Below are 19,734 nucleotides of genomic sequence, written 5' to 3'. Positions count from 1 at the left end.
AATTAATATTTAATTCTAAATAGAATGAACAAATCGATCCGATTATTTTTAATAGCCAATCTTTTTACGATTACAGTCGCAAAAGCACAACAACCCAATATTGTTTGGATAGTTTCAGAAGACAACTCCAAACACTATATGAAACTTTTTGACGAGCACGGAGTTGCTACGCCAAATGTAGAAAGTCTTGCCAAGGACGGAATCGTATTTGATCGTGCATTTTCTAATGCTGCCGTATGTAGTGCTGCTCGTTCGACTTTGATATTGAGTACTTTTGGACCTAAGATGGCAACCCACTACCACCGTGCCGAAGGCAAAGTAACCTTGGTTAATGGTCAAGATATGTTTCCTGCCTTTTTGAGAAAAGCGGGATATTATACTGCAAATAATGCCAAAGAAGATTATAATATCAAAAAACCAGAGGATGTTTGGGATGATTCATCCAAAAAAGCCAGTTGGACTAATAGAAAAACAGGACAGCCTTTCTTCTATGTCTATAATATTGAAACTACCCACGAAGGAAGAATGCATTTCACAAAAGAGACGATGAATTCGACCAAAACCATTACAAATCCCGCTACTGTTTTTGTACAACCGAATCATCCACAAACGGAGCTTTTTAAATATTCTAATGCCTACTATCGTGACAAAATAGTGCAAATGGATACGGAAGTTGGCGAAGTAATCGAAAAACTAAAAAAAGACGGCTTGTATGATAATACTATTATTTTCTATTATGGCGATCATGGTGGTGTTTTACCTCAAAGTAAAGGCTACTTGAACGAAACAGGATTACACGTGCCTCTTGTGGTGCATGTTCCAGAAAAATACAAAAATTTAAGTCCGTTGGCATCTGGAACCAGAACCAATGCTTTTGTGAGTTTTGTCGATTTTGGCGCAACGGTGTTAAATCTTGCTGGTGTTGAAATTCCGAAAGTTATGGATGGAAAACCATTTTTAGGAAAAAATATTACTACCAAAACTTTAGACAAAAAAGACGAAACTTTTGGATATGCAGATCGTTTTGATGAGAAATACGACATGGTACGCTCGGTGCGAAAAGGAAACTTAAAATACATTCGAAATTTTGAACCTTTTAATGTTAATGGTTTGATGAATGAATACCGCTACAAACAATTGGCGTATCAAGAATGGGAAACTTTATACAAACAAGGAAAATTAAATAAAGATCAGTCTAAGTTTTTCGAAATAAAGGCAGTCGAAGAATTATATGACGTCGTGAAAGACCCTTTCGAACTACATAATTTAGCGAGCCTTCCTGAGCATAAGTCTGATTTGAAAAAAATGCGTAAAGATTTGAATTGCTGGATGGAATCGATGCCCGATTTATCTTTTTATCCTGAATTTTATTTGATAGAAAATGCCATCCAAAATCCGATTGCATTTGGAAAAGAACACAAAAAAGATATTCGAAAATACATCGACATTGCCAATTTGGAAGTCCTAGATTTCGACAAAGCAGCGCCAAAAATCGAAAAGCTTTTAAAATCCAATGACCAATGGGAACGTTATTGGGCTATGATCGTGGCGACTTCTTTTGGTGACCAAGCTAAATCCTTAACGGCTGCCGTACAAGCAGCAATGGATTCTGAAACAGAAAACATCAACAAATTGAGAGCAGTCGAATTTCTATCGATTGTGGCACACCAAAACACAACGAAAAACTTAGCTAGTATAGTTTACGCCGCCAAAAGCGATACAGAGGCTTTATTGATTTTGAATGCAGTAGTTTTATTGAAAGATTATTACCAAAAACAACCCGTTGCAATTGATGTTACCAAAATGGATAAAAAAGTAGCTGCAAACGATCAAGTACAAAGACGACTAGCGTATCTGAAAAAATAAAAATATGAATACTAAAAAATATTTCACGGTTGCATTGGCTGCTTTCCAACTTGTTTCTTTTGGGACAATGGCACAAAAAAACAAGAATAAAAAACCAAATGTTTTGATTATTTTCACCGATGATCATCGCTTTTCAGGTATTCATGCTTTGGCCGGAATGGATGTAAAAACACCAAACCTAGATGCTTTGGTCAAAGACGGTATTGCCTTCAACAACGCATACCTCATGGGTGCGTTTACAGGTGCTACCTGCGTGGCCAGTAGAGCGATGTTGCTTACAGGTAGAAACGTTTTTGAACTTGACGGTATAGGACATGACGTTCCAGAAACGCATACCACTTTTGGAGAAGCTTTTCAAAAACAAGGCTATAACACTGAGGTAATTGGAAAGTGGCACCAAGATGGCGAAACGCTAAAACGCAGTTTTACATCGGGAGAAAAAATTATGGGTCGAGGTTTGTATTTGGTCGATCACTTTAGAATGCCTTTCTATGATTGGGACAAAGCCGGAAAATTTAGTCCGCAAGATGCCTATTGGTTAGTGTATGATGAAAACGGAAAAGTGGTACGACAAGACATTCCCAAAAATGCCGTTCGTGGCCCAATCGGAACCGAAAAAAATGGCCCACACACCTCGGAAGTTATTGGTGAAGCCGCAGTAGATTATTTTAAAAATTACAAAAGTAAAAATCCGTTTTTGATGTATTTGGCTTTTCATGCACCGCATGATCCACGCCAAGCACCACAAGCCTATCGTGATATGTACCCCGTAGACCAGATGAAATTGACACCTTCATACATGCTACAGCACCCATTCGATAACGGACATATGTTCTTGCGTGACGAGGAATTGGCGGCATGGCCAAGAACTCCAGACGTTTCCAAACAACAACTATCTGATTATTATGCGATCATCACTCATTTGGATGCGCAAATCGGAAAAGTAATTGCTGGTTTAAAAGCAAGCGGACAGTACGAGAACACCTTAATTGTTATGTCTGGAGATAGCGGTCTTGCCGTTGGAAACCACGGTTTGATGGGGAAACAAAACATCTATGACGAAGACGGAGTACATGTTCCGCTAATTTTTGCAGGTAATTTAATCAAAAACAAAGGGATTCGCAACGATGCCTTTGCGTACAATTTTGATGTTTTTCCAACGATTTGTGAGTTTGCTAACATTCCAATTCCAGCTTCCGTTACTGGAAAAAGTTTGATGCCAATTATCAATAATCAAGTAAAAGAAGTTCGCAATTCTACGTATCATGCTTACAGACAATTTCAACGAGCCTACCGCAAAGGCGATTACAAATTGATCGAATATGTACGAGCCAAAGATTACGATAAAAAAGAAGGAGAATCTATAGCGGGTTCAAGAGTAACTCAATTATTCAATTTTAAAACAGATCCTTGGGAAACACAAGATTTATCTTTTTTTCCAAAAAATAAAGCCTTAATCGAACAAATGCGAAAAGAGATGAAAGAGCAAGCGGTTCTTTTGGGCGATAAAAAAGAAAATGTATCTGGAGAAAAATATGATTTCTGGGACTTTTACTAGGACATTAACCCTGAAAAAAGTTAGACACTAATTACACCAATTTGCACGAATAACAATTTTTGAAGATTACACGAATATGTAACACAGATAAATATTCGAGTAATTCAATTTATACACATTGGAATCTGTGTCAATTCCTGCTCCCGACGCTTCGCGACCTGCCAAAAAACTTTAAAAACAAATGACTTGGACTTTTACTAATCGAAACAACAACAAATAGCAAATAAATAAACCAATGAAAAATCTAACACTAGCAGCAGCTTGTGGTGCTTTACTAGCGCTTACTTCCTGCTCAACAACCAAAACCAAAACAGCAGACGGTTTTCCGTTTATTCTCCCAACAGAGAAACCCAATAGAGTACTAAGCAAAGCCTTAGAACGAAATTATGATAATTACATGGGCCCAACTCCAGAGTCCAACGAGTTGTATTCCCAATTTAGATACACCGAATTAAAAGGACTAGATTACAGCAACCACGACGGAACAATTACCCGCCGTGATCCTTCCAAAGTGATTTTTGCCAACGGAAAATATTACGTTTGGTACACCCATAGGCAAACCCCAACGCCACCGCAAGGAGCTGATAAATCTACAGATGTTATTCCGTCTGCAGATTGGGATTTATCCGATATATGGTACGCAACGAGCGAAGATGGTTTTACTTGGAAAGAGCAAGGTGTTGCCGTGCCTCGTCCTCCAAAACCCGAAGTGGGATGGCGTTCTGTAGCTACTTCTGATATTTTGGTTTACAAAGGAAAATACTATTTGTACTACCAAGGTTTTATGCAAACCAGTGGAAAACGTGGCGATGACTGCCCTGTAGCGGTTTCCTACGCCGATTCACCTGATGGGCCATGGACACCCTACAACAAAATCGTTATTCCAAATGGTAAAGAAGGCGAATGGGACCAATTTTCCATCCACGATCCATATCCCTTGGTGCACAACGGAAAAATATACTTGTATTACAAATCCGATTTTAACCAAAAACCAAATCTAGTGCGCATGCAAGGACTTGCAATTGCCGATAATCCACTTGGACCCTTTACCAAAAACCCAACCAATCCAGTCATGAATTCTGGTCACGAAACGACTATGTTTCCGTTTAAAGAAGGTATAGCAGCGCTTGTGATTCGTGATGGAAATGAGCATTTTACGGTACAATACGCCAAAGACGGAATCAATTTTGACATTGCTGCCATCACCACATTGATGCCAGACGCCGCCGGACCGTATATTCCAGATGCATTTACCGATACCAAAGATGGTCGCGGTATCACTTGGGGAATCTCGCATGTTACCAATATTGGCAATCGAGAAACCAATCACGCGCTTCTCGTTCGTTTTGATTGCGATCTAAGCCAAGACCTACATGATCCCGAAATGAAACGCACAAACATCAATTACAAACCCGAATTTCTATACACGCACGGCCTAAACGGAAATCAGAAAAAGCGAATTGCCGAAGAAAACCAAAAAGTAAAGAATTCTAAATAATAGGAAAAGCATTTGGGCATGACCCGAAAAAAAACGGGTCGGGCTCTACGGAGGGCACTGAAAAACCTCGCTTATTTCGATTTGTGTTATTTTTCAAAGATTAAAAAAACGCTTATAACAGGATTTCAAACATCCGTTATAAGCGTTTTAAATTTTACAACTGTTTTTATTTTAGATTTTAGGAGTCTATTTTTTGGCTTAAAATGAGTGTATTTTAGACAATACGCAAGTAGAACGCATTTCCTACATTAGTTTTATGATTCTTTTTAAATTTACTGTAAAAATAGCCATTGCTCCTTGCATTTGCATATTGTTTATGCCATAAGATATCGCTCTGTCAAAACCATGTGCATTTTTTAACTCACTATTCTTCGCTTCTATTTTGTATCGGTGCTTTGCTTTTTCTTTGTAATAGTCTGTTTCTTGAAAGGATATTTGCTCTTGATGTAAATCTGATTTTATGGATACCGAATATGTTTTTGTTTTTGCTCCCTCTTTATAACAGCCTTCTGTTAAAGGACATGATTTACATTTTTCAACATCAAAATAGTAAGTGTCGACTTGATTTTCCCCGATATCTTTGGTTCCACCTCGTGCTTTTCGTATTGCCATATGACCCGCAGGACATACAAACCTATCGGCATCTTTATTGTAATCAAATTTATCCTCGTCTTTTCTAAATCCTTGTGTTATGGATGGGTTTAGTCTGGCCACTACTTTAATATTTTGCTCACTTGTGATTTTAAGATTTTCTTTCCCCGAATAGGCACCATCGCCAATAATAGTATCTACCTCAATTCCATTTTCTTGACTAATTTCTAAGAGTTTTGGCAACTCCGGTCCATCTCCTTTTTCTCCCGATGTTACTACGGCTGCTGTTATGATGCGCTCTTCGGTCATAGCTAAATGAGTCTTGTAGCCAAAGAAAGAACTCTCGGCAGATTTATGCCCAGTTTTGGCATCGGTATCTTTTGATAAAATTAAATTTTCTTGTGTATCTTCGATGGTTTCTTTTAGCAAGTTGAGTTTTTCTTTTACGGCCGGTATCAAACTCACCGAAGGATCTTCTTCTAGTCTTTTCTCTAACTCTTTGCTATAAGCCAACTCCTTTTCTAAATCATTCTCGTTGTTCTTCTCTGGCATACGTTCTTTCCATTGTTCATCAAATGAATAAACCACTTTACGAAGTTGTTTGGAATGTTCTCTCAGTACGTCTATAGCTAAAAATGGATTTGACCTTGATAAAGTATGTGTGGCATCAACTATTATAGATTTAGAACGAATAACACCTTTTTCAATGGCTAAGGCTACCGTTTTGTTAATCAATAAATTCAATAAATCGGTGTCTTTTAAGCGGAGTTTTCTAAATTTTGTCAATGAACTTGGGTTGATAACATCGGCTTCGGGTGTCATATCCAAAAAATATTTAAAGGACATGTCAAAACGAGAGCGATCAACAACATCAACATCCGAGACCGTATAAATCGTTTTCAAAAGTAGATATTTGAACATACGAATAGGACTTTCTGCCATACGACCATTATTTACACAATAGGTATGTATAAGTTCATCGGTGATAAATGAAAAATCAATTAATTCATTGATTTTTCGAAGAAGATTATCTTTAGGAATGATTAAATCATATAACGAGGAATGCTCGCTGAACTGAATTTGTTGTTGCTGAACTAACATCTAAAAAGCCTTATAATTACAGTTAAATATAACCAAAAAGAAGCAGTAAATAAAATTTTACTGCTCCTTTTTTATGCTGATTTTTTGTAAATGACTTTTTCAGTGCCCTCGGCTCTACGTTCCCGCTTTTTTTATCCGCCGCGGCGGATAAAAAAGAGCTCCACTTCGATCCCTCATGCAACAACTACTTCGCGAGATAATTGTTCTCCAAAAAACAACCTCAAAGCGCAAGAGTAGTTCAAGCAACAAGTATATCATTTTCAAAAAACAGTAGTGACCCATTTGGTTACCACTGTTTTTTTTTTCACTTCAAAAAAGTAAAATCATATCAGATACATCCAGAATCATTTGTTTCGAATAAATCCTATAAAATCAATTATTTTTGAACGTATCTTTAAATAACTCCTTGGCATGAAATTTTCAAAATCCTATACACTTCTTTTATTGGTTTTCAACATTGGAATCGTTGCTGCTCAAAATAAGAATCAAAAACCCAATATCATCTTTTTATTAACTGACGATCAAACTAGTATATCTGTGGGTTGTTATGGCAACAACCAAGTACAAACCCCACATATGGACGGATTGGCCAAAGAGGGCGTTCTCTTTGCCAATCACTACAATACAACAGCGATTTGCATGGCGAGTAGGGTAAGTATTTTAACTGGTATGTATGAGTACAAAACAGGAGTGAATTTTATGCACGGTGATTTAACCACCGATAAACTCGAAAAAACCTATCCCGTTTTACTACAAAATGCAGGTTATTTCACTGGTTTTGCAGGTAAAGTAGGTTTTGAAATGACAGAAGCTGAAACAGATAAAATTAAAGACAAACTACCACTCGGTTATTTTGACGTTTGGGGTGGTGGTCCTGGACAAACGTTTTATCAAACAGCCAAAAACCCTACCATTGCTAAATATGCAAAAGAATACCCTCATGCGACCCGTGCCTACGGTGCTTGGGCAGCTGACTTTATCAAAACAGCAACCAATCAAGACAAACCATTTTGCATGTCCATCAGTTTCAAAGCACCGCATCTTCCCTTTACAACCGATAAATATTTCGACTATGTCTACAAAGGAAAAACCTTCACAAAACCAGCAAATTACGGTGAAGCTTTCGCTACTTACTTACCCGCACAAGCCAAGTCTGGTCGTGAATACAAAGACTATAGCTTTTGGAGGGATTCTGAAGAATCGTACCAAACAGCTATAAGCAAGTACAATCAACTTATTTTTGAAGTGGATTATACCATTGGCGAAATTCGAAAATCGTTAAAACAATACGGTGCTGACGAAAATACCATAATCATTTTTACTAGTGACAACGGCTATAGCTGTGGGGCACACAATCTCGGAGGAAAAGAATTGCCTTATGAAGAAGCATCAAAATCCCCTTTTATAATCTATGATCCCCGTGCTCCAAAAAACGAAAAAGGAATCAAAAGAGAAGCCGTTACTGCCAACATTGACATCGCACCGACCATTTTATCATATGCTGGCTTACCGATTCCAAAAAACATGGATGGAGAAAATTTATTGCCCTTAATAAAAAATCCAGCAGGTATTAAACGCGAATTTATCACCCTGACCAATATGTGGGGTAATGACGAAATTCAAGAAATGTCTGTCGTTTCCAAAGATTGGAAATACATTTATTGGCAATATGGAAGTGAATTAATGAAACCTGCAGAAGAACTGTATTATGTAGGCAAAGACCGATTAGAATTATACAACCATTCGAAAGACCCAGTATATCTAAAAAAGCTATCCGAAATGAGAACGATCTATGACCAACACTATGACCATTTAGCCAAAAATATAGTGCATTACAACGATTATGAAAAGTACATTGTTTTGTTTGATCGAAAAGCCAACACTGCATCCAAAAAACCGTTTTTAACAGGGACCTATGATGAATTAGCCAAAAAAGGAACAGGGAATGAATAAAATTCTATGGCGTACAAGCACTTCTAAATTCACAAACCAATGAATAAAATTTCCTTAAAAATTATCGTATTAGTCTTTTTTTCGTTGTTATTTTTGGGCTTTGTTCCAAAACCAAAAGTAAAGACACAACAGCAGTTATTAGAAGAATTTATAGACAAGCGTTTCGGAATGTTTATTTGTTACAACATCATGTCTTACGGAGCGCAATGGGGCGAAGCCAATTTTGATATTTCAAAGTTCAATCCACAGAAATTAGATTGTAATCAATGGGCAGATGCGGCAGTTTCTGCTGGAATGAAATATGGTGTATTGACCACTAAACATCATGAAGGTTTTTGTTTATGGGACAGTAAATTCACAAATTATGATGTTGCCTCTACTCCTTATAAAAAAGATATTGTTCAGCAATATACAGACGCTTTTCGAGCCAAAGGATTGGCAGTAGGATTGTATTATTCCATATGGGACAGTACTGCTGGTATTGATAAAGGAACTATTAATACTGCAAAAATGAAAATCATAAAAGGTCAAATCACCGAATTATTAACCAATTACGGAGCGATTGATTATTTTGTCATTGATGGTTGGTTTTGGCGTATGGGACACAACGAAGTTCCTTACCAAGAAATAAGAGCATTGATTCGTAAATTACAACCCAATTGTTTGATTACCGATCACACTCATATGCAGGCGCCATATCATTTAGATATTCCTTATTTTGAAGGTCCTTTTGGAGCTTTTCCGTCTGAGAATAATACAATGGCATCAGCATTGGGACATTGTAGTGTAAAAGGAAATGGCTGGTTTTGGGATGAGAAAACTCCAAATGGTTTATTCCCAAAAGATGGAGTGGACTTAATTATGGATAAATTAACGACTTGTGAATCTCGTTATTGCAATTTCATGTTGAATTGTATGCCCAATCGTGAGGGTGTTCTAGATCCAATTTTTATCAATTTATTAAAGGATTTAGGTTTAAAATGGAAACCCAATACCACAAGAGCAACGTTACCCAACCAAGGAAAAATAATTACCAATTCATTGCCTATTCAATCTGCCACTGCTACTAGCGGAAATGCAAATTATTTGATTGATGGTACTAAAGAAAAAATTAATTATTACACTTGGGAATCTGATGCTAGTTTTCCGCAAACCATTACACTTGATTTAGGAAAAAGCACAAAAAATATTGAAGTCATTAATATTGTTCCGCAACATCGATCAAAACCTGCTCCAGAAATAGCTTTGTCAGAGGGGAATATTACCCAATGTAAAGTGTATACCAGTTGTGATAATAAGAACTATAAAGAAGTAGGGACTTATAATTGGGAATCAAACAACCACTATCGCAATATTACATTTACTAAATCCAAAGCTCGTTACTTAAAAATTGAGATTTTAGCAGCTATTGGTTCAAAAGCAATCATTACTGAACTAGAAGTTGGATCAATAGAATAGTATTGAATGACAATTTGTAAACATTAGTTATTCCTTAACAATAAGTTTTAAAACTTTGAGTAATTTAGACGATTAATAAACAAACGTCATTATCATGAACAAATCCAAATTCTTAATTACACTTGCTTCCATTTTAGTTTTTTTACTTAGTTCCAATGTGCAGGCTCAAAAATTTAAAGCTTTAGATGCAAGTCCAATGGATGCCGTTGCTTTTCCAACGAGTAACAAAGAAACCAATAAATCTATCAAAGTTATTTATAGCAGACCACAATTAAAAGGTAGAGAACTTACTAGTTTGGCTCCAAACGGAAAAGTTTGGCGTACTGGTGCAAATGAAGCTGTAAGTGTGACTTTGTATAAAGACATGAAATTGGGAGGTAAAGTAGTCAAAGCAGGGGAGTATTCCCTTTTTACCATTCCAGGCGAAAAAGAATGGACGATTATTTTAAACAAAGATATTAATGTTTGGGGAGCTTATAGTTATAACGAATCCAATGATGTTGTACGCATTTCAGCTCCTGTAAGTTCTGGAGAAGCCTTAGATGCTTTATCAATGACTTTTGAGAATGATGGAACTTTGTTTATTGGTTGGGGAACTACAAGAGTTGCTGTACCTTTTAATAGATAGGTTAAAAAAAAACATAGAATAGTAAAGCCTTTTCAGTCTATAATCTGAAAAGGCTTTTTTATTAAACGGCTATTTTTTGAGTTTTACAATACCTGTTTTGTAAAGATTTAAGGCTATTTGTAACACATCTTCAATAGTTTTTAGGTCCAAATCGGCATTAGGATTCACTCTTAAAATTTTCATTCGAGAGCGGTCTCCTTGTTCTAGTTGTGGATGATCAAGGTATTTTCCTTCTACCATCAGAATATAAGGTTCGTCTGTTTTTTTATCTGTCCATAAATAGCAAAACATCTTTTTTTTATAGCAAAAACAAGGCATTCCATACTTTCGAGTTTCAGTGATGTTGTTATCTTGCTTCAGAATAATCGTTCGCAAAGCAAGTAAACAACTCTTGTTAGGCTCTTCCTTATTGAGGTAATAATGATGAAGTTCTGGAGTCATTTTAGTTTTATATATGTATGATTAATCTAAAATACGGTTTTTATAGCAATAACATCGATAAATGTGTAGATGTCTAGTCCTAAATAGAGTTTACAGAGGTTTTCGTCCATAAAAAGATGCAGACGAATAATTTTGATAAGGTTCAAAGGCTATTTTATTTCAGTGGTATTAGAAATTTGGTAGGAAAGTATAATTTCACAAAGGAGGGGATCATTATTCGTAAAAAGTTTACTATAATAAGGGCTTAAATGAATTGTGAATTTATAAACTTAATTCAGAATGATAAAAACGTTATGGATACGTTATTGAATCTATGAAATTTTGAGCTATAATAGTTGGTTCATTAACTTTTAAACGCTTCGGTTGCATCAATTGTGTAAGCAGACACGATTAAATAATTTCGTAATGACTAATAAAAAAGGATACTTCGTACAATAACATATCTATGTATTAGTGAGTAAAATACTTTTGCTTGGTGTTTTTGGTTGTTTATGTGTAGTTATTGTGTGGTTTTGTTGTTGATAATTTAAAATTTATTATTACAATTAAGATTATGTCTGTTTTTGTGTAAAAATACCAATCTGTTATAATTTTATTAACTTTTAGTTTTAATTTTGTTAAGAAATTTTAAGACAAAACACCCACAAGATTTATGAAATTTAAACATTTTATTTTAGGCGTATTATTTACGTTAATAATGCCTGCGGTAATGAATGCCCAAACCATTAAAGGGGTCGTGAACGACGAAAACGGACAAGCTATGCCTTTTTCAAATGTGGTTGATAATAACACATCAAATGGGGTAACTACCGATGCAAATGGTAAATTTGAAATTAAAGTAAAAGCATTGCCTGCTACTTTAATTGCGAAATACGTTGGATACCAAAACAAAGCTATTCAGGTAACTAGCATTGCAGCAGCAGTTGTAATTAAATTAGATCCAAATAATAGTTTAGATGAAGTGGTTATAACAGGAAATAGAGCCAAAACACGTACCGTATTAAGTTCAGCAGTTCCAATTGACAAAATCTATTCTGAAGATCTTAAGTCAAGCGGACAAGTAACTTTTGATAAGATGTTAGCCTACAAAATACCTTCGTTTAATTCGAGCACTCAAGCTGTATCTGATGCTACAGCACATTTTGATCCTGCAGATTTACGTGGCTTAGGGCCAAGCCGTACGTTAGTTTTGGTAAACGGAAAAAGAAAGAATCAAAGCGCATTAGTGTATATTAATGATACTCCAGGAAAAGGTGAAGTAGGAACAGATATGAAAAGTATTCCGTTTTCAGCTATTGAAAGAGTCGAAGTATTACGTGATGGAGCATCTTCTCAGTATGGATCTGATGCGATTGCGGGTGTTGTAAACATCATTCTTAAAAAACAAACTAACTTTACAGAAGTGAGTCTTACTTCTGGAATTACTTCAGAAGGAGATGGATTTAATTTTGGCGCTGATTTGAACTCAGGGTTTAAATTTGCGGATAAAGGATTTGTAAACTTCAACGTTTCTTATTTAGATCAAAATAAAACCAATAGACCTGGGACTCCTGGTAAAGATGATTTATTCGAAAAATATGCAAATGATCCTCAGTGGGGAGATTATATAAAAAACAACCCAAGTTTAGGAATGAATATCGGTCAGCCAGATACTAAAATGGGTGCATTGGTTTTTAATGTAGAATACCCACTTTCAGATAGAACTACTCTTTATGCTTTTGGAGATATTAATATCAGAAAAGGAACAAGTTCAGCACTTTACAGAGTTCCTTACTGGCCTGATGTTTCAGATCCATATAATTTATTGCATGCTCCTGGAACTACTTATAACGGTTTTCAGCCTACATTTAATACAGATGTATTTGATAATTTGAGTAGTGCTGGTATAAAAACAAACTTGTTAGGATTTAATGCAGATTTCAGTTTAACTACTGGTATGAACAAAGTTGATTATACAGTAAAGAACTCTTTAAATGTTGATCTTGGCGCTGGTAGCCCAACAGAATTTAAAGCTGGTGGATACACTTTCAGCCAGTTAGTTGCAAATGCGGATTTCTCTAGAAGTTTTGATAAAGTAACTTTTGGTTTTGGATCAGAAATAAGAAAAGAGCAATATGAGGCAAGAGCGGGTCAAGTAGAATCTTATATTGGTGGAGGTGTACAATCTTTTCCTGGACTACAACCTTCAAATGCACTAATAAAAGACCGTAATAACGTTGGTCTTTATACGACTTTGGATTATGACATGACCGAAGCTTTCTTAATTGGGGGGTCATTACGATATGAAAACTACTCAGATTTTGGAGATAATTTCTCTTGGAAAGTAAATTCACGTTACAAACTTAACAGTGATATTGTGGTAAGAGCTTCTTATAGTACAGGATTTAGAGCGCCTGCTTTACACCAAATTTATTTGAGTAACATTCAAACGCTTGTTTCTGGAAATACAATTTCAAATCAAGGAACTTTCAATAATGTGGATCCTGCCGTTATAAGTTTAGGAGTTCCTAAATTGCATGCTGAAAAATCTCAAAATATTTCAACAGGAATTACATTGAGATCAGGTGCTCATTTTTCAACCTCAGTTGATTTCTACCATATCAAAGTTAAAGATCGTGTGTTATTCTCAGGGGAAGTTGGTTTTGATAAAGATACACTTAGTACAAACCCAGTGGAACAAATCTTACTAGATAACAAAGTTACAAGTATGAAATTCTTTATCAATGCCGTAAACACTGTTTCTAGAGGGGTAGATATTGTGATGAATTACAAAAATATGGAAATTGGAAACGGAAAATTAGCTATCAATTTAGCTTCAAATATATCTAAAACTGAGATTGATGGACAAATTGCAACTCCAGAAATCTTGAAAGCCAATGGATACGATATCTTCAACCGTAAAGAACAAGGAAGAATTTTAAGCGCAAGACCTAATACCAAAGTTTTGTTAGGGTTGAATTACGACATTAATAAATTGAGTGTTATTTTGAATAACAATTACTTCGGGAAAGTTACTTGGCAACATGCTAAAGATGTATCAAAAGATCAAACTTTCAAAGGTAAAGTAATCACTGATTTTGGTTTTGCATATAAATTTACTAGTACAATTTCTGCCAATGTAATGGTAAACAATCTATTGAATATCTATCCAGATGAGATTGATACCAAAGGAGATGTTATTACCAATTTAGGTGGTCGTTTTAGATATCCTTGGGAAGTCAGTCAGTTTGGTATCAGCGGTACTACTTTTACAGCAGGATTAAATTTCAAATTTTAAGAAATACTTCTTTAAACTTAAAACAAAAAAAAATGGGATCTATTCCCATTTTTTTGTTTTAAGTTTAGGTAGATGATTTTAAAAATAAAATCTTTCTCCAAGATGCACGAAGGAATAACAACTACAGCGATATAGGCGTATCTAAGTTGTCTCATCCTAAATTATTTGTATACCAAAAAACTAGTCTAATCTAATTTTTGTCAGATCGAGGAGTAATTTTTATTCTAAAAAAAGCAATATAAAATGACGTTATTTGAATGTTAACACTTCTAATTCCTCTTGAGAGGGGTTAGAAGTGTGTGTTTTTAAGTTTTGTAATTCAGATATTTAAAGTAAAATGTCATTGGTAGCGCAGTTGAGATGTAATGGTGGTTCTCGACTGTGATCTAACTGATAATTGAACTATTTTATAAATAATATTGGTATTACAACTCATCATTATCAGTATTAATATTTAGGACTTTTCATACGCTAAGATTCCTTGTTATTTTTTTAAATATTCCTTGATTCCATAACTAGCAACAACACCTTCACCTGTTGCAGCCGCAACTTGTGCAATTGCTCCAAATCTACAATCGCCTGCAGCAAATATTCCAGGGACATTGGTTTGGTTTAACCCTTTGGTGAGGATATGTCCGCTTTGAGAAAGATTGATCAATCCTTCAAAAGGTTTCGTGTTTGGGATTAATCCAATGAACACAAAAACGCCATCAGCTTTTATTTCCGCTTCCTTTTTAGTTTCATTATCAGTGTAAACCAATTTTTCAAAACTTCCTGATTCATTTGGAATAAATGCTTTGGGTGTTATATTTAAAAAGATTTCAATGTTTGGAAAGGAGTCTAACTTCTCTGTATAGACTTCATTAGCTGAAAATTTTTCACTTCGATGAATGATGCTCACTTTTTTACAAAAACTGGCCAGAAACATTCCTTCTTCTAGAGCGCTATTTCCGCCACCGATCACGATTACTTCTTTGTCTCTGTAAAAAGCACCATCACAAGTAGCACAAAAGTGAATACCAGAGCCTATCAGTTCCTGTTCACCATCAATACCAAGAGTTCTATAGGTACTGCCCGTACTTATGACAATTGATTTGGCACGATATTCTTGCATTTTGGTACCAACCTTAAAAAAAGTTTCTGTCTTTTCGATATTGACTATTTCTTCACCAGTTTCTATTTTGGCACCTAGCGTTTCGGCTTGATCAGCCATTCTATCCATTAAGTCAGGACCTGAAACTTCTTTAAATCCAGGGTAGTTTTCTATCTTTTTAGTTATAAAAGCATTACCACCAATATTTTTCTTTTCGAGTATGATACTGTCAAATCGATCTCTTTGTGCGTAGATAGATGTTGTAAGTCCCGCCGCACCACCACCCACGATAAGCAGATCGTAAACTCTAGTATCGGCCACTTGATCTATTTCCAATAAGGAGGTAAGTTTCGCATTATCAGGATTGGAATAGGCTTTGTCATTGAACAAAATGGTTGGGATAATTCTTTTTCCATTGTTTACCTTCATCACAAATTCACTTGCTCCATCCATATTTTCTACATCGATAAATTCAAAGTTAACTTGATTGTCTTGTAAAAAACGTTTGGCTCTTCGGCAATCAGGACACCAATCTGCGCCAAACAATTTAATGCGTCCTTGTTTATTTATTCCTAACTGCTGTGCTAATTCATAGTTTTGAGGATTACTAAAAGCCACATCATCAATTAAGACCGTTGGAATGATTCTTTTGCCTTTATTATAACCTTCTACCAATTGAGAAGCTTCGGGAGTGATGTCAATATTGACATATTCAAAATCTATGTTGTTTTTAGTGAAAAATTCTTTGGTTCTTCTGCAATCTGGACACCATTCAGCACCGTACATTTTAATATTTTTTTCCATTTTGTCTAAATTTTTTTGAGAAATTAAAGTTGTGTTTTTATTTACTACAAGACTATTCCTAATGAAGTAAATTATAAATAGAATTGAGTCGCGAGTAGTACCAAATTTTTCCATAAAAACTTATTAGAAATAGCTATTAAATTTAAAAGTAAAAAGGAAGTAGATTTTATAATACGAACTATACAGTTTTTTGAAGAAAAATTATTTAGAAATATAAACTGCTACAAAATAGTAGCGCTTTTTCTGTAGTTATATCAAAAAATAATTTGGCTCAATTAACTTTTGAGGGATTAAAATATTTGTTGAGTAAAAGAACTAACTCATTTTTATCAATCGGTTTGGTAATGTAATCATTAGAACCAGCCGAAATTGCTTTTTCTCTATCACCCGTGAGTCCAAATGCAGATTGTGTTATAATAATAATATTTTTATCTAATTTTCGAATTTCTGTAATAGCGTCATAACCATTCATTATAGGCATTTGAACATCCATTAAGATCAAATCAAAGTATGAGTTTTCTTTGAATTTTTCAACTGCTTCAAGACCATTTTTGGCTTCAATTATTTCTCTTGCAAATTCATTTACCGACTTTGATATTAATTTTCTTGAAATGGTGTCGTCATCAGTTATTAATATTTTTAGTTTTGAATTGATATGAGTTGCATTTTCTTTTCCAATTTTTTTAATTGTGTTAGTTTGTAAACTTGGTTCTTTATTTTTTGTGTTAAATGGTAATGTGAAATAAAAGGTGGTACCCATTCCTTCCTGGCTTTCAAGCCAAATATCACCATCCAATAATTTAACAAAAGCTTTTGCTATTGCCAGTCCTAATCCAGCACCATGACGCGCTGCTATATTGGCTATATCGACTTGAATAAAACGCTCAAAAATGGCAGATTGCCTGTCTAATGGGATTCCAATTCCAGTATCTTTTACAAAAAATTCTACAGTTGAATTTTTAATATTATAGCCAAATTCAATCGAACCTTTGTCGGTGTATTTGATAGCATTTTTTACTAAGTTTGTTAAAACAGCATACAACTTTTCAGAATCTGTGATTAAATAAAGATCAGGAAACGAGTTGCTGTTGTGGGTTATATCAATTGATTTTTCTTTGGCATCTAATTTTAAAAGATTAAATACAAAATCCATTCCTTCATTAATATTTACTTCTTGGAGACTAATTTCCATCATTCCAGATTCAATCTTTGAGATATCTATAATTTCCGAAATAAGGTTAAGCATGCGTGCTCCACTTACTTGAATAAGTTTGATGTATTCTTGCTGTTCTTCTTTTCCTAATTCTGGCTCACTCAACAACGCAGAAAACCCTAAAATTCCATTCATAGGAGTTCGAATTTCATGACTCATATTAGCCAAGAATGCTGATTTTAATCGATCGCTTTCTTCTGCTTTTTCTTTAGCGACTATAAGTTCGTTAAGTATTTTTTTCTTTTCAGTAATATCTGATTTTAGAGCTAAGTAATGCGTTATTTCTCCTTCGGAATTTTTTATCGAGGAAATTAAAGCTTCTTCCCAGTATAATGTTCCATCTTTTCGTTTGTTGTGAAATTCACCACGCCATTCACCACCAGAGGTAATGGTGTTCCATAAATTTTTGTACTCCTTATCTGTAGTATATCCGGACTTTAAAAATCTTGGGTTTTTACCTACTACTTCCTTAAATGAGTAGCCTGTAGTTTCAGTAAATTTTGGATTTATATATTCAATATTCCCTTTTATATCTGTTATTTCTACTAGAGTAGGACTTTGTTCAACTGCACGAGAAAGTTGAATTAATTTATCTGAAATAGCTTTGCGTTCGGAGATATCTCTTGTAACACCTAATATACCCACAGCATTTTTATTCTCATCAAAAATTAGCGATGTTTTTACTTCAGTCCAAATCGTGCTTTTGTCCTTTTTATACATTTCTAATTCAACTGCATTAATCAAACATTCTTGGCCGGTGATTAATGATTTTTCAGATTGAATAGTTCCTATTAACTTTGTTACTTTTAGGTAAGAAGCAGGAGTTAATACCTCTTTTATTTTATGTGTAATGGCTTCTTCTGGGGTGAAACCTCTCATGGTTTTGACCGCGGGACTTATATAGGTATAATTGAGGTCCATATCAAGCGTGAAGATGATGTCACCTGAATTGTCAGCCAGAAGACGGTATTTCGATTCGCTTTCTACTTGGGCTAAATGTCTTTTCTTTAATTCATAATGTTGATAGCAGTTTACTATAACTGAAGGAAGTTTGAATAAGTAGTTTTCACTCTTTGTAAGATAATCATTTGCACCAAGTTTTAGCGCTTGTACAGCCAACTCTTCGTTCCCTTGACCTGTAACTAAAATGATAGGAATTTTAAGTTTTACTTTTTGTCGTATCGTTTTTATTAGTTCTAAGGCGTCCATTCCGGGTAATCTATAATCCATCAAGACTAGCTTGTACTTTTTGAAATTTTCAGAATTTAATTTAATTAAAGCTTCGTCTACCGTTGTTACTGGATCGATATGTATATAAGGTGCATATTGTGCAAGATGGCGAATTGTAAAATCAATATCAGCAGCATGATGCTCTATATAAAGTACTTGTATTACCTCTGATTTATTAAACGCATTTTCCTTAAAATTTGTAATAGCTTGATTTATGGACTCAGGCAGATTTGAAACATAATCATCTCGTTTTACAATATAGTCCTCAGCACCTGATTTAAGTGCAGTAACAGCAGTTTCTTCATCACCAGAGCCTGTCAACATAATCACTGGGAAATTCAAATCTTGTTGTCTAATTTCAATAAGAATTTCAAGACCATTCCCATCAGGTAAATTAACGTCAAGAACCGCAATATCAAAGGAATGATTTGCTGTTAATAGACTCCTTGCTTGCCGCAATGTTACAGCATGCTCAATACTAATATCTGGTATAAGTTGGGATAGACCTATAATTGTTAAGTCGGCATCTGTTGAGTTATCTTCAAGGAGTAATATTTTCATATAACTTTTGGGTTAAAATGTGAAAATGGTATTTTATAGCGTTTTATTGGTTAATCTCCAGTATAAATCAATATGACCTACAACATCTAGAAATTTTTCAAAGTTAACTGGTTTTACAATATACGAATTAACTCCCAATTCATAAGCTGTTTTCAAATCTATAGATTCGGATGAAGTGGTTAAAATAACTACTGGAATAGTTTTAAATTCCGGATGCGATTTTAGATTTTTAAGTACTTCTAGACCATTAACTTTAGGCATATTTAAATCAAGTAATATGACAATTGGCTTTGGTTCTCCATTATCCCATCGATCAAAATATTTTAAAGCTTCTTCACCATCTCGGGCTACTTGAATTTGATTTGCAATTTTTTTTGCAGCAAAAGCGCGCAAAGTTAGATCGATGTCGACAGGGTTGTCTTCTACAAGTAGGATAGGTTTTTCGCTATTTTGTGAGGTCAT

General features: G+C 34.9%; 12 protein-coding genes. 7 read left to right on the top strand and 5 right to left on the bottom strand.

Features of this window, described 5'->3' with window-relative positions; translation table 11 throughout:
• The first annotated feature begins 24 nt into the window (after positions 1 to 24).
• From ABZP37_RS14255 to ABZP37_RS14245, 3 genes are all read left to right on the top strand, one after another.
• Positions 25 to 1,866: a sulfatase gene (locus tag ABZP37_RS14255; protein ID WP_366183771.1), complete on the top strand. Its 1,842-nt coding sequence runs from the start codon at positions 25 to 27 to the stop codon at positions 1,864 to 1,866.
• A 4-nt stretch (positions 1,867 to 1,870) separates the two neighbouring features.
• Positions 1,871 to 3,424: a sulfatase-like hydrolase/transferase gene (locus ABZP37_RS14250; RefSeq protein ID WP_366183770.1), complete on the top strand. Its 1,554-nt coding sequence runs from the start codon at positions 1,871 to 1,873 to the stop codon at positions 3,422 to 3,424.
• Positions 3,425 to 3,659: 235 nt separating this feature from the next.
• Positions 3,660 to 4,922 carry a family 43 glycosylhydrolase gene (locus ABZP37_RS14245; RefSeq protein ID WP_366183769.1) on the top strand — a complete coding sequence of 421 codons (1,263 nt, stop codon included), beginning with the start codon at positions 3,660 to 3,662 and terminating at the stop codon, positions 4,920 to 4,922.
• A gap of 243 nt (positions 4,923 to 5,165) precedes the next feature.
• On the opposite strand, the gene ABZP37_RS14240 is transcribed toward ABZP37_RS14245, so the two are convergent.
• Positions 5,166 to 6,614, bottom strand: a complete 1,449-nt coding sequence (locus ABZP37_RS14240; RefSeq protein WP_366183768.1) for an IS1182 family transposase — start codon at positions 6,612 to 6,614, stop codon at positions 5,166 to 5,168.
• Between the two features lie 411 nt (positions 6,615 to 7,025).
• On the opposite strand from ABZP37_RS14240, the gene ABZP37_RS14235 reads away from it, so the two are divergent.
• The 3 genes from ABZP37_RS14235 to ABZP37_RS14225 all read left to right on the top strand — a co-directional run bounded on the left by ABZP37_RS14235 (position 7,026) and on the right by ABZP37_RS14225 (position 10,653).
• Positions 7,026 to 8,567, top strand: coding sequence for a sulfatase-like hydrolase/transferase (locus ABZP37_RS14235; RefSeq protein WP_366183767.1), 1,542 nt, complete (start codon positions 7,026 to 7,028; stop codon positions 8,565 to 8,567).
• A 39-nt stretch (positions 8,568 to 8,606) separates the two neighbouring features.
• Entirely contained in the window at positions 8,607 to 10,025 is a 1,419-nt protein-coding gene (locus tag ABZP37_RS14230) for an alpha-L-fucosidase (protein ID WP_366183766.1), read from the top strand.
• A 94-nt stretch (positions 10,026 to 10,119) separates the two neighbouring features.
• Positions 10,120 to 10,653, top strand: coding sequence for a DUF2911 domain-containing protein (locus ABZP37_RS14225; RefSeq protein WP_366183765.1), 534 nt, complete (start codon positions 10,120 to 10,122; stop codon positions 10,651 to 10,653).
• A 69-nt stretch (positions 10,654 to 10,722) separates the two neighbouring features.
• On the opposite strand, the gene ABZP37_RS14220 is transcribed toward ABZP37_RS14225, so the two are convergent.
• A complete protein-coding gene (locus ABZP37_RS14220; protein ID WP_366183764.1) occupies positions 10,723 to 11,094 on the bottom strand; it encodes a DUF1801 domain-containing protein in 372 nt (123 codons plus the stop codon).
• 652 nt (positions 11,095 to 11,746) lie between these two features.
• Here ABZP37_RS14220 and ABZP37_RS14215 point away from each other — a divergent pair.
• Positions 11,747 to 14,371: a TonB-dependent receptor gene (locus ABZP37_RS14215; protein WP_366183763.1), complete on the top strand. Its 2,625-nt coding sequence runs from the start codon at positions 11,747 to 11,749 to the stop codon at positions 14,369 to 14,371.
• A 484-nt stretch (positions 14,372 to 14,855) separates the two neighbouring features.
• On the opposite strand, the gene ABZP37_RS14210 is transcribed toward ABZP37_RS14215, so the two are convergent.
• From ABZP37_RS14210 to ABZP37_RS14200, 3 genes are all read right to left on the bottom strand, one after another.
• A complete protein-coding gene (locus ABZP37_RS14210) occupies positions 14,856 to 16,268 on the bottom strand; it encodes an FAD-dependent oxidoreductase (protein WP_366183762.1) in 1,413 nt (470 codons plus the stop codon).
• 271 nt (positions 16,269 to 16,539) lie between these two features.
• Positions 16,540 to 19,272 (bottom strand): response regulator, encoded by a 2,733-nt coding sequence (locus ABZP37_RS14205; RefSeq protein WP_366183761.1) that lies wholly within the window; start codon positions 19,270 to 19,272, stop codon positions 16,540 to 16,542.
• A 33-nt stretch (positions 19,273 to 19,305) separates the two neighbouring features.
• On the bottom strand, positions 19,306 to 19,734 hold the full coding sequence (locus ABZP37_RS14200) for a response regulator (protein WP_366183760.1): 429 nt from the start codon (positions 19,732 to 19,734) through the stop codon (positions 19,306 to 19,308).

This window comes from Flavobacterium ovatum (assembly GCF_040703125.1).
GTDB lineage: Bacteria > Bacteroidota > Bacteroidia > Flavobacteriales > Flavobacteriaceae > Flavobacterium > Flavobacterium ovatum.
Note: the sequence above shows the minus strand (reverse complement) of the source record. Positions and strands in the feature narration are given on the sequence as shown.

Coding starts and splice junctions, on each gene's coding strand:
- ABZP37_RS14255 (WP_366183771.1), top strand. CDS start 25: ATGAACAAATCGATCCGATTATTTTTAATAGCCAATCTTTTTACGATT.
- ABZP37_RS14250 (WP_366183770.1), top strand. CDS start 1,871: ATGAATACTAAAAAATATTTCACGGTTGCATTGGCTGCTTTCCAACTT.
- ABZP37_RS14245 (WP_366183769.1), top strand. CDS start 3,660: ATGAAAAATCTAACACTAGCAGCAGCTTGTGGTGCTTTACTAGCGCTT.
- ABZP37_RS14240 (WP_366183768.1), bottom strand. CDS start 6,614: ATGTTAGTTCAGCAACAACAAATTCAGTTCAGCGAGCATTCCTCGTTA.
- ABZP37_RS14235 (WP_366183767.1), top strand. CDS start 7,026: ATGAAATTTTCAAAATCCTATACACTTCTTTTATTGGTTTTCAACATT.
- ABZP37_RS14230 (WP_366183766.1), top strand. CDS start 8,607: ATGAATAAAATTTCCTTAAAAATTATCGTATTAGTCTTTTTTTCGTTG.
- ABZP37_RS14225 (WP_366183765.1), top strand. CDS start 10,120: ATGAACAAATCCAAATTCTTAATTACACTTGCTTCCATTTTAGTTTTT.
- ABZP37_RS14220 (WP_366183764.1), bottom strand. CDS start 11,094: ATGACTCCAGAACTTCATCATTATTACCTCAATAAGGAAGAGCCTAAC.
- ABZP37_RS14215 (WP_366183763.1), top strand. CDS start 11,747: ATGAAATTTAAACATTTTATTTTAGGCGTATTATTTACGTTAATAATG.
- ABZP37_RS14210 (WP_366183762.1), bottom strand. CDS start 16,268: ATGGAAAAAAATATTAAAATGTACGGTGCTGAATGGTGTCCAGATTGC.
- ABZP37_RS14205 (WP_366183761.1), bottom strand. CDS start 19,272: ATGAAAATATTACTCCTTGAAGATAACTCAACAGATGCCGACTTAACA.
- ABZP37_RS14200 (WP_366183760.1), bottom strand. CDS start 19,734: ATGACCTCACAAAATAGCGAAAAACCTATCCTACTTGTAGAAGACAAC.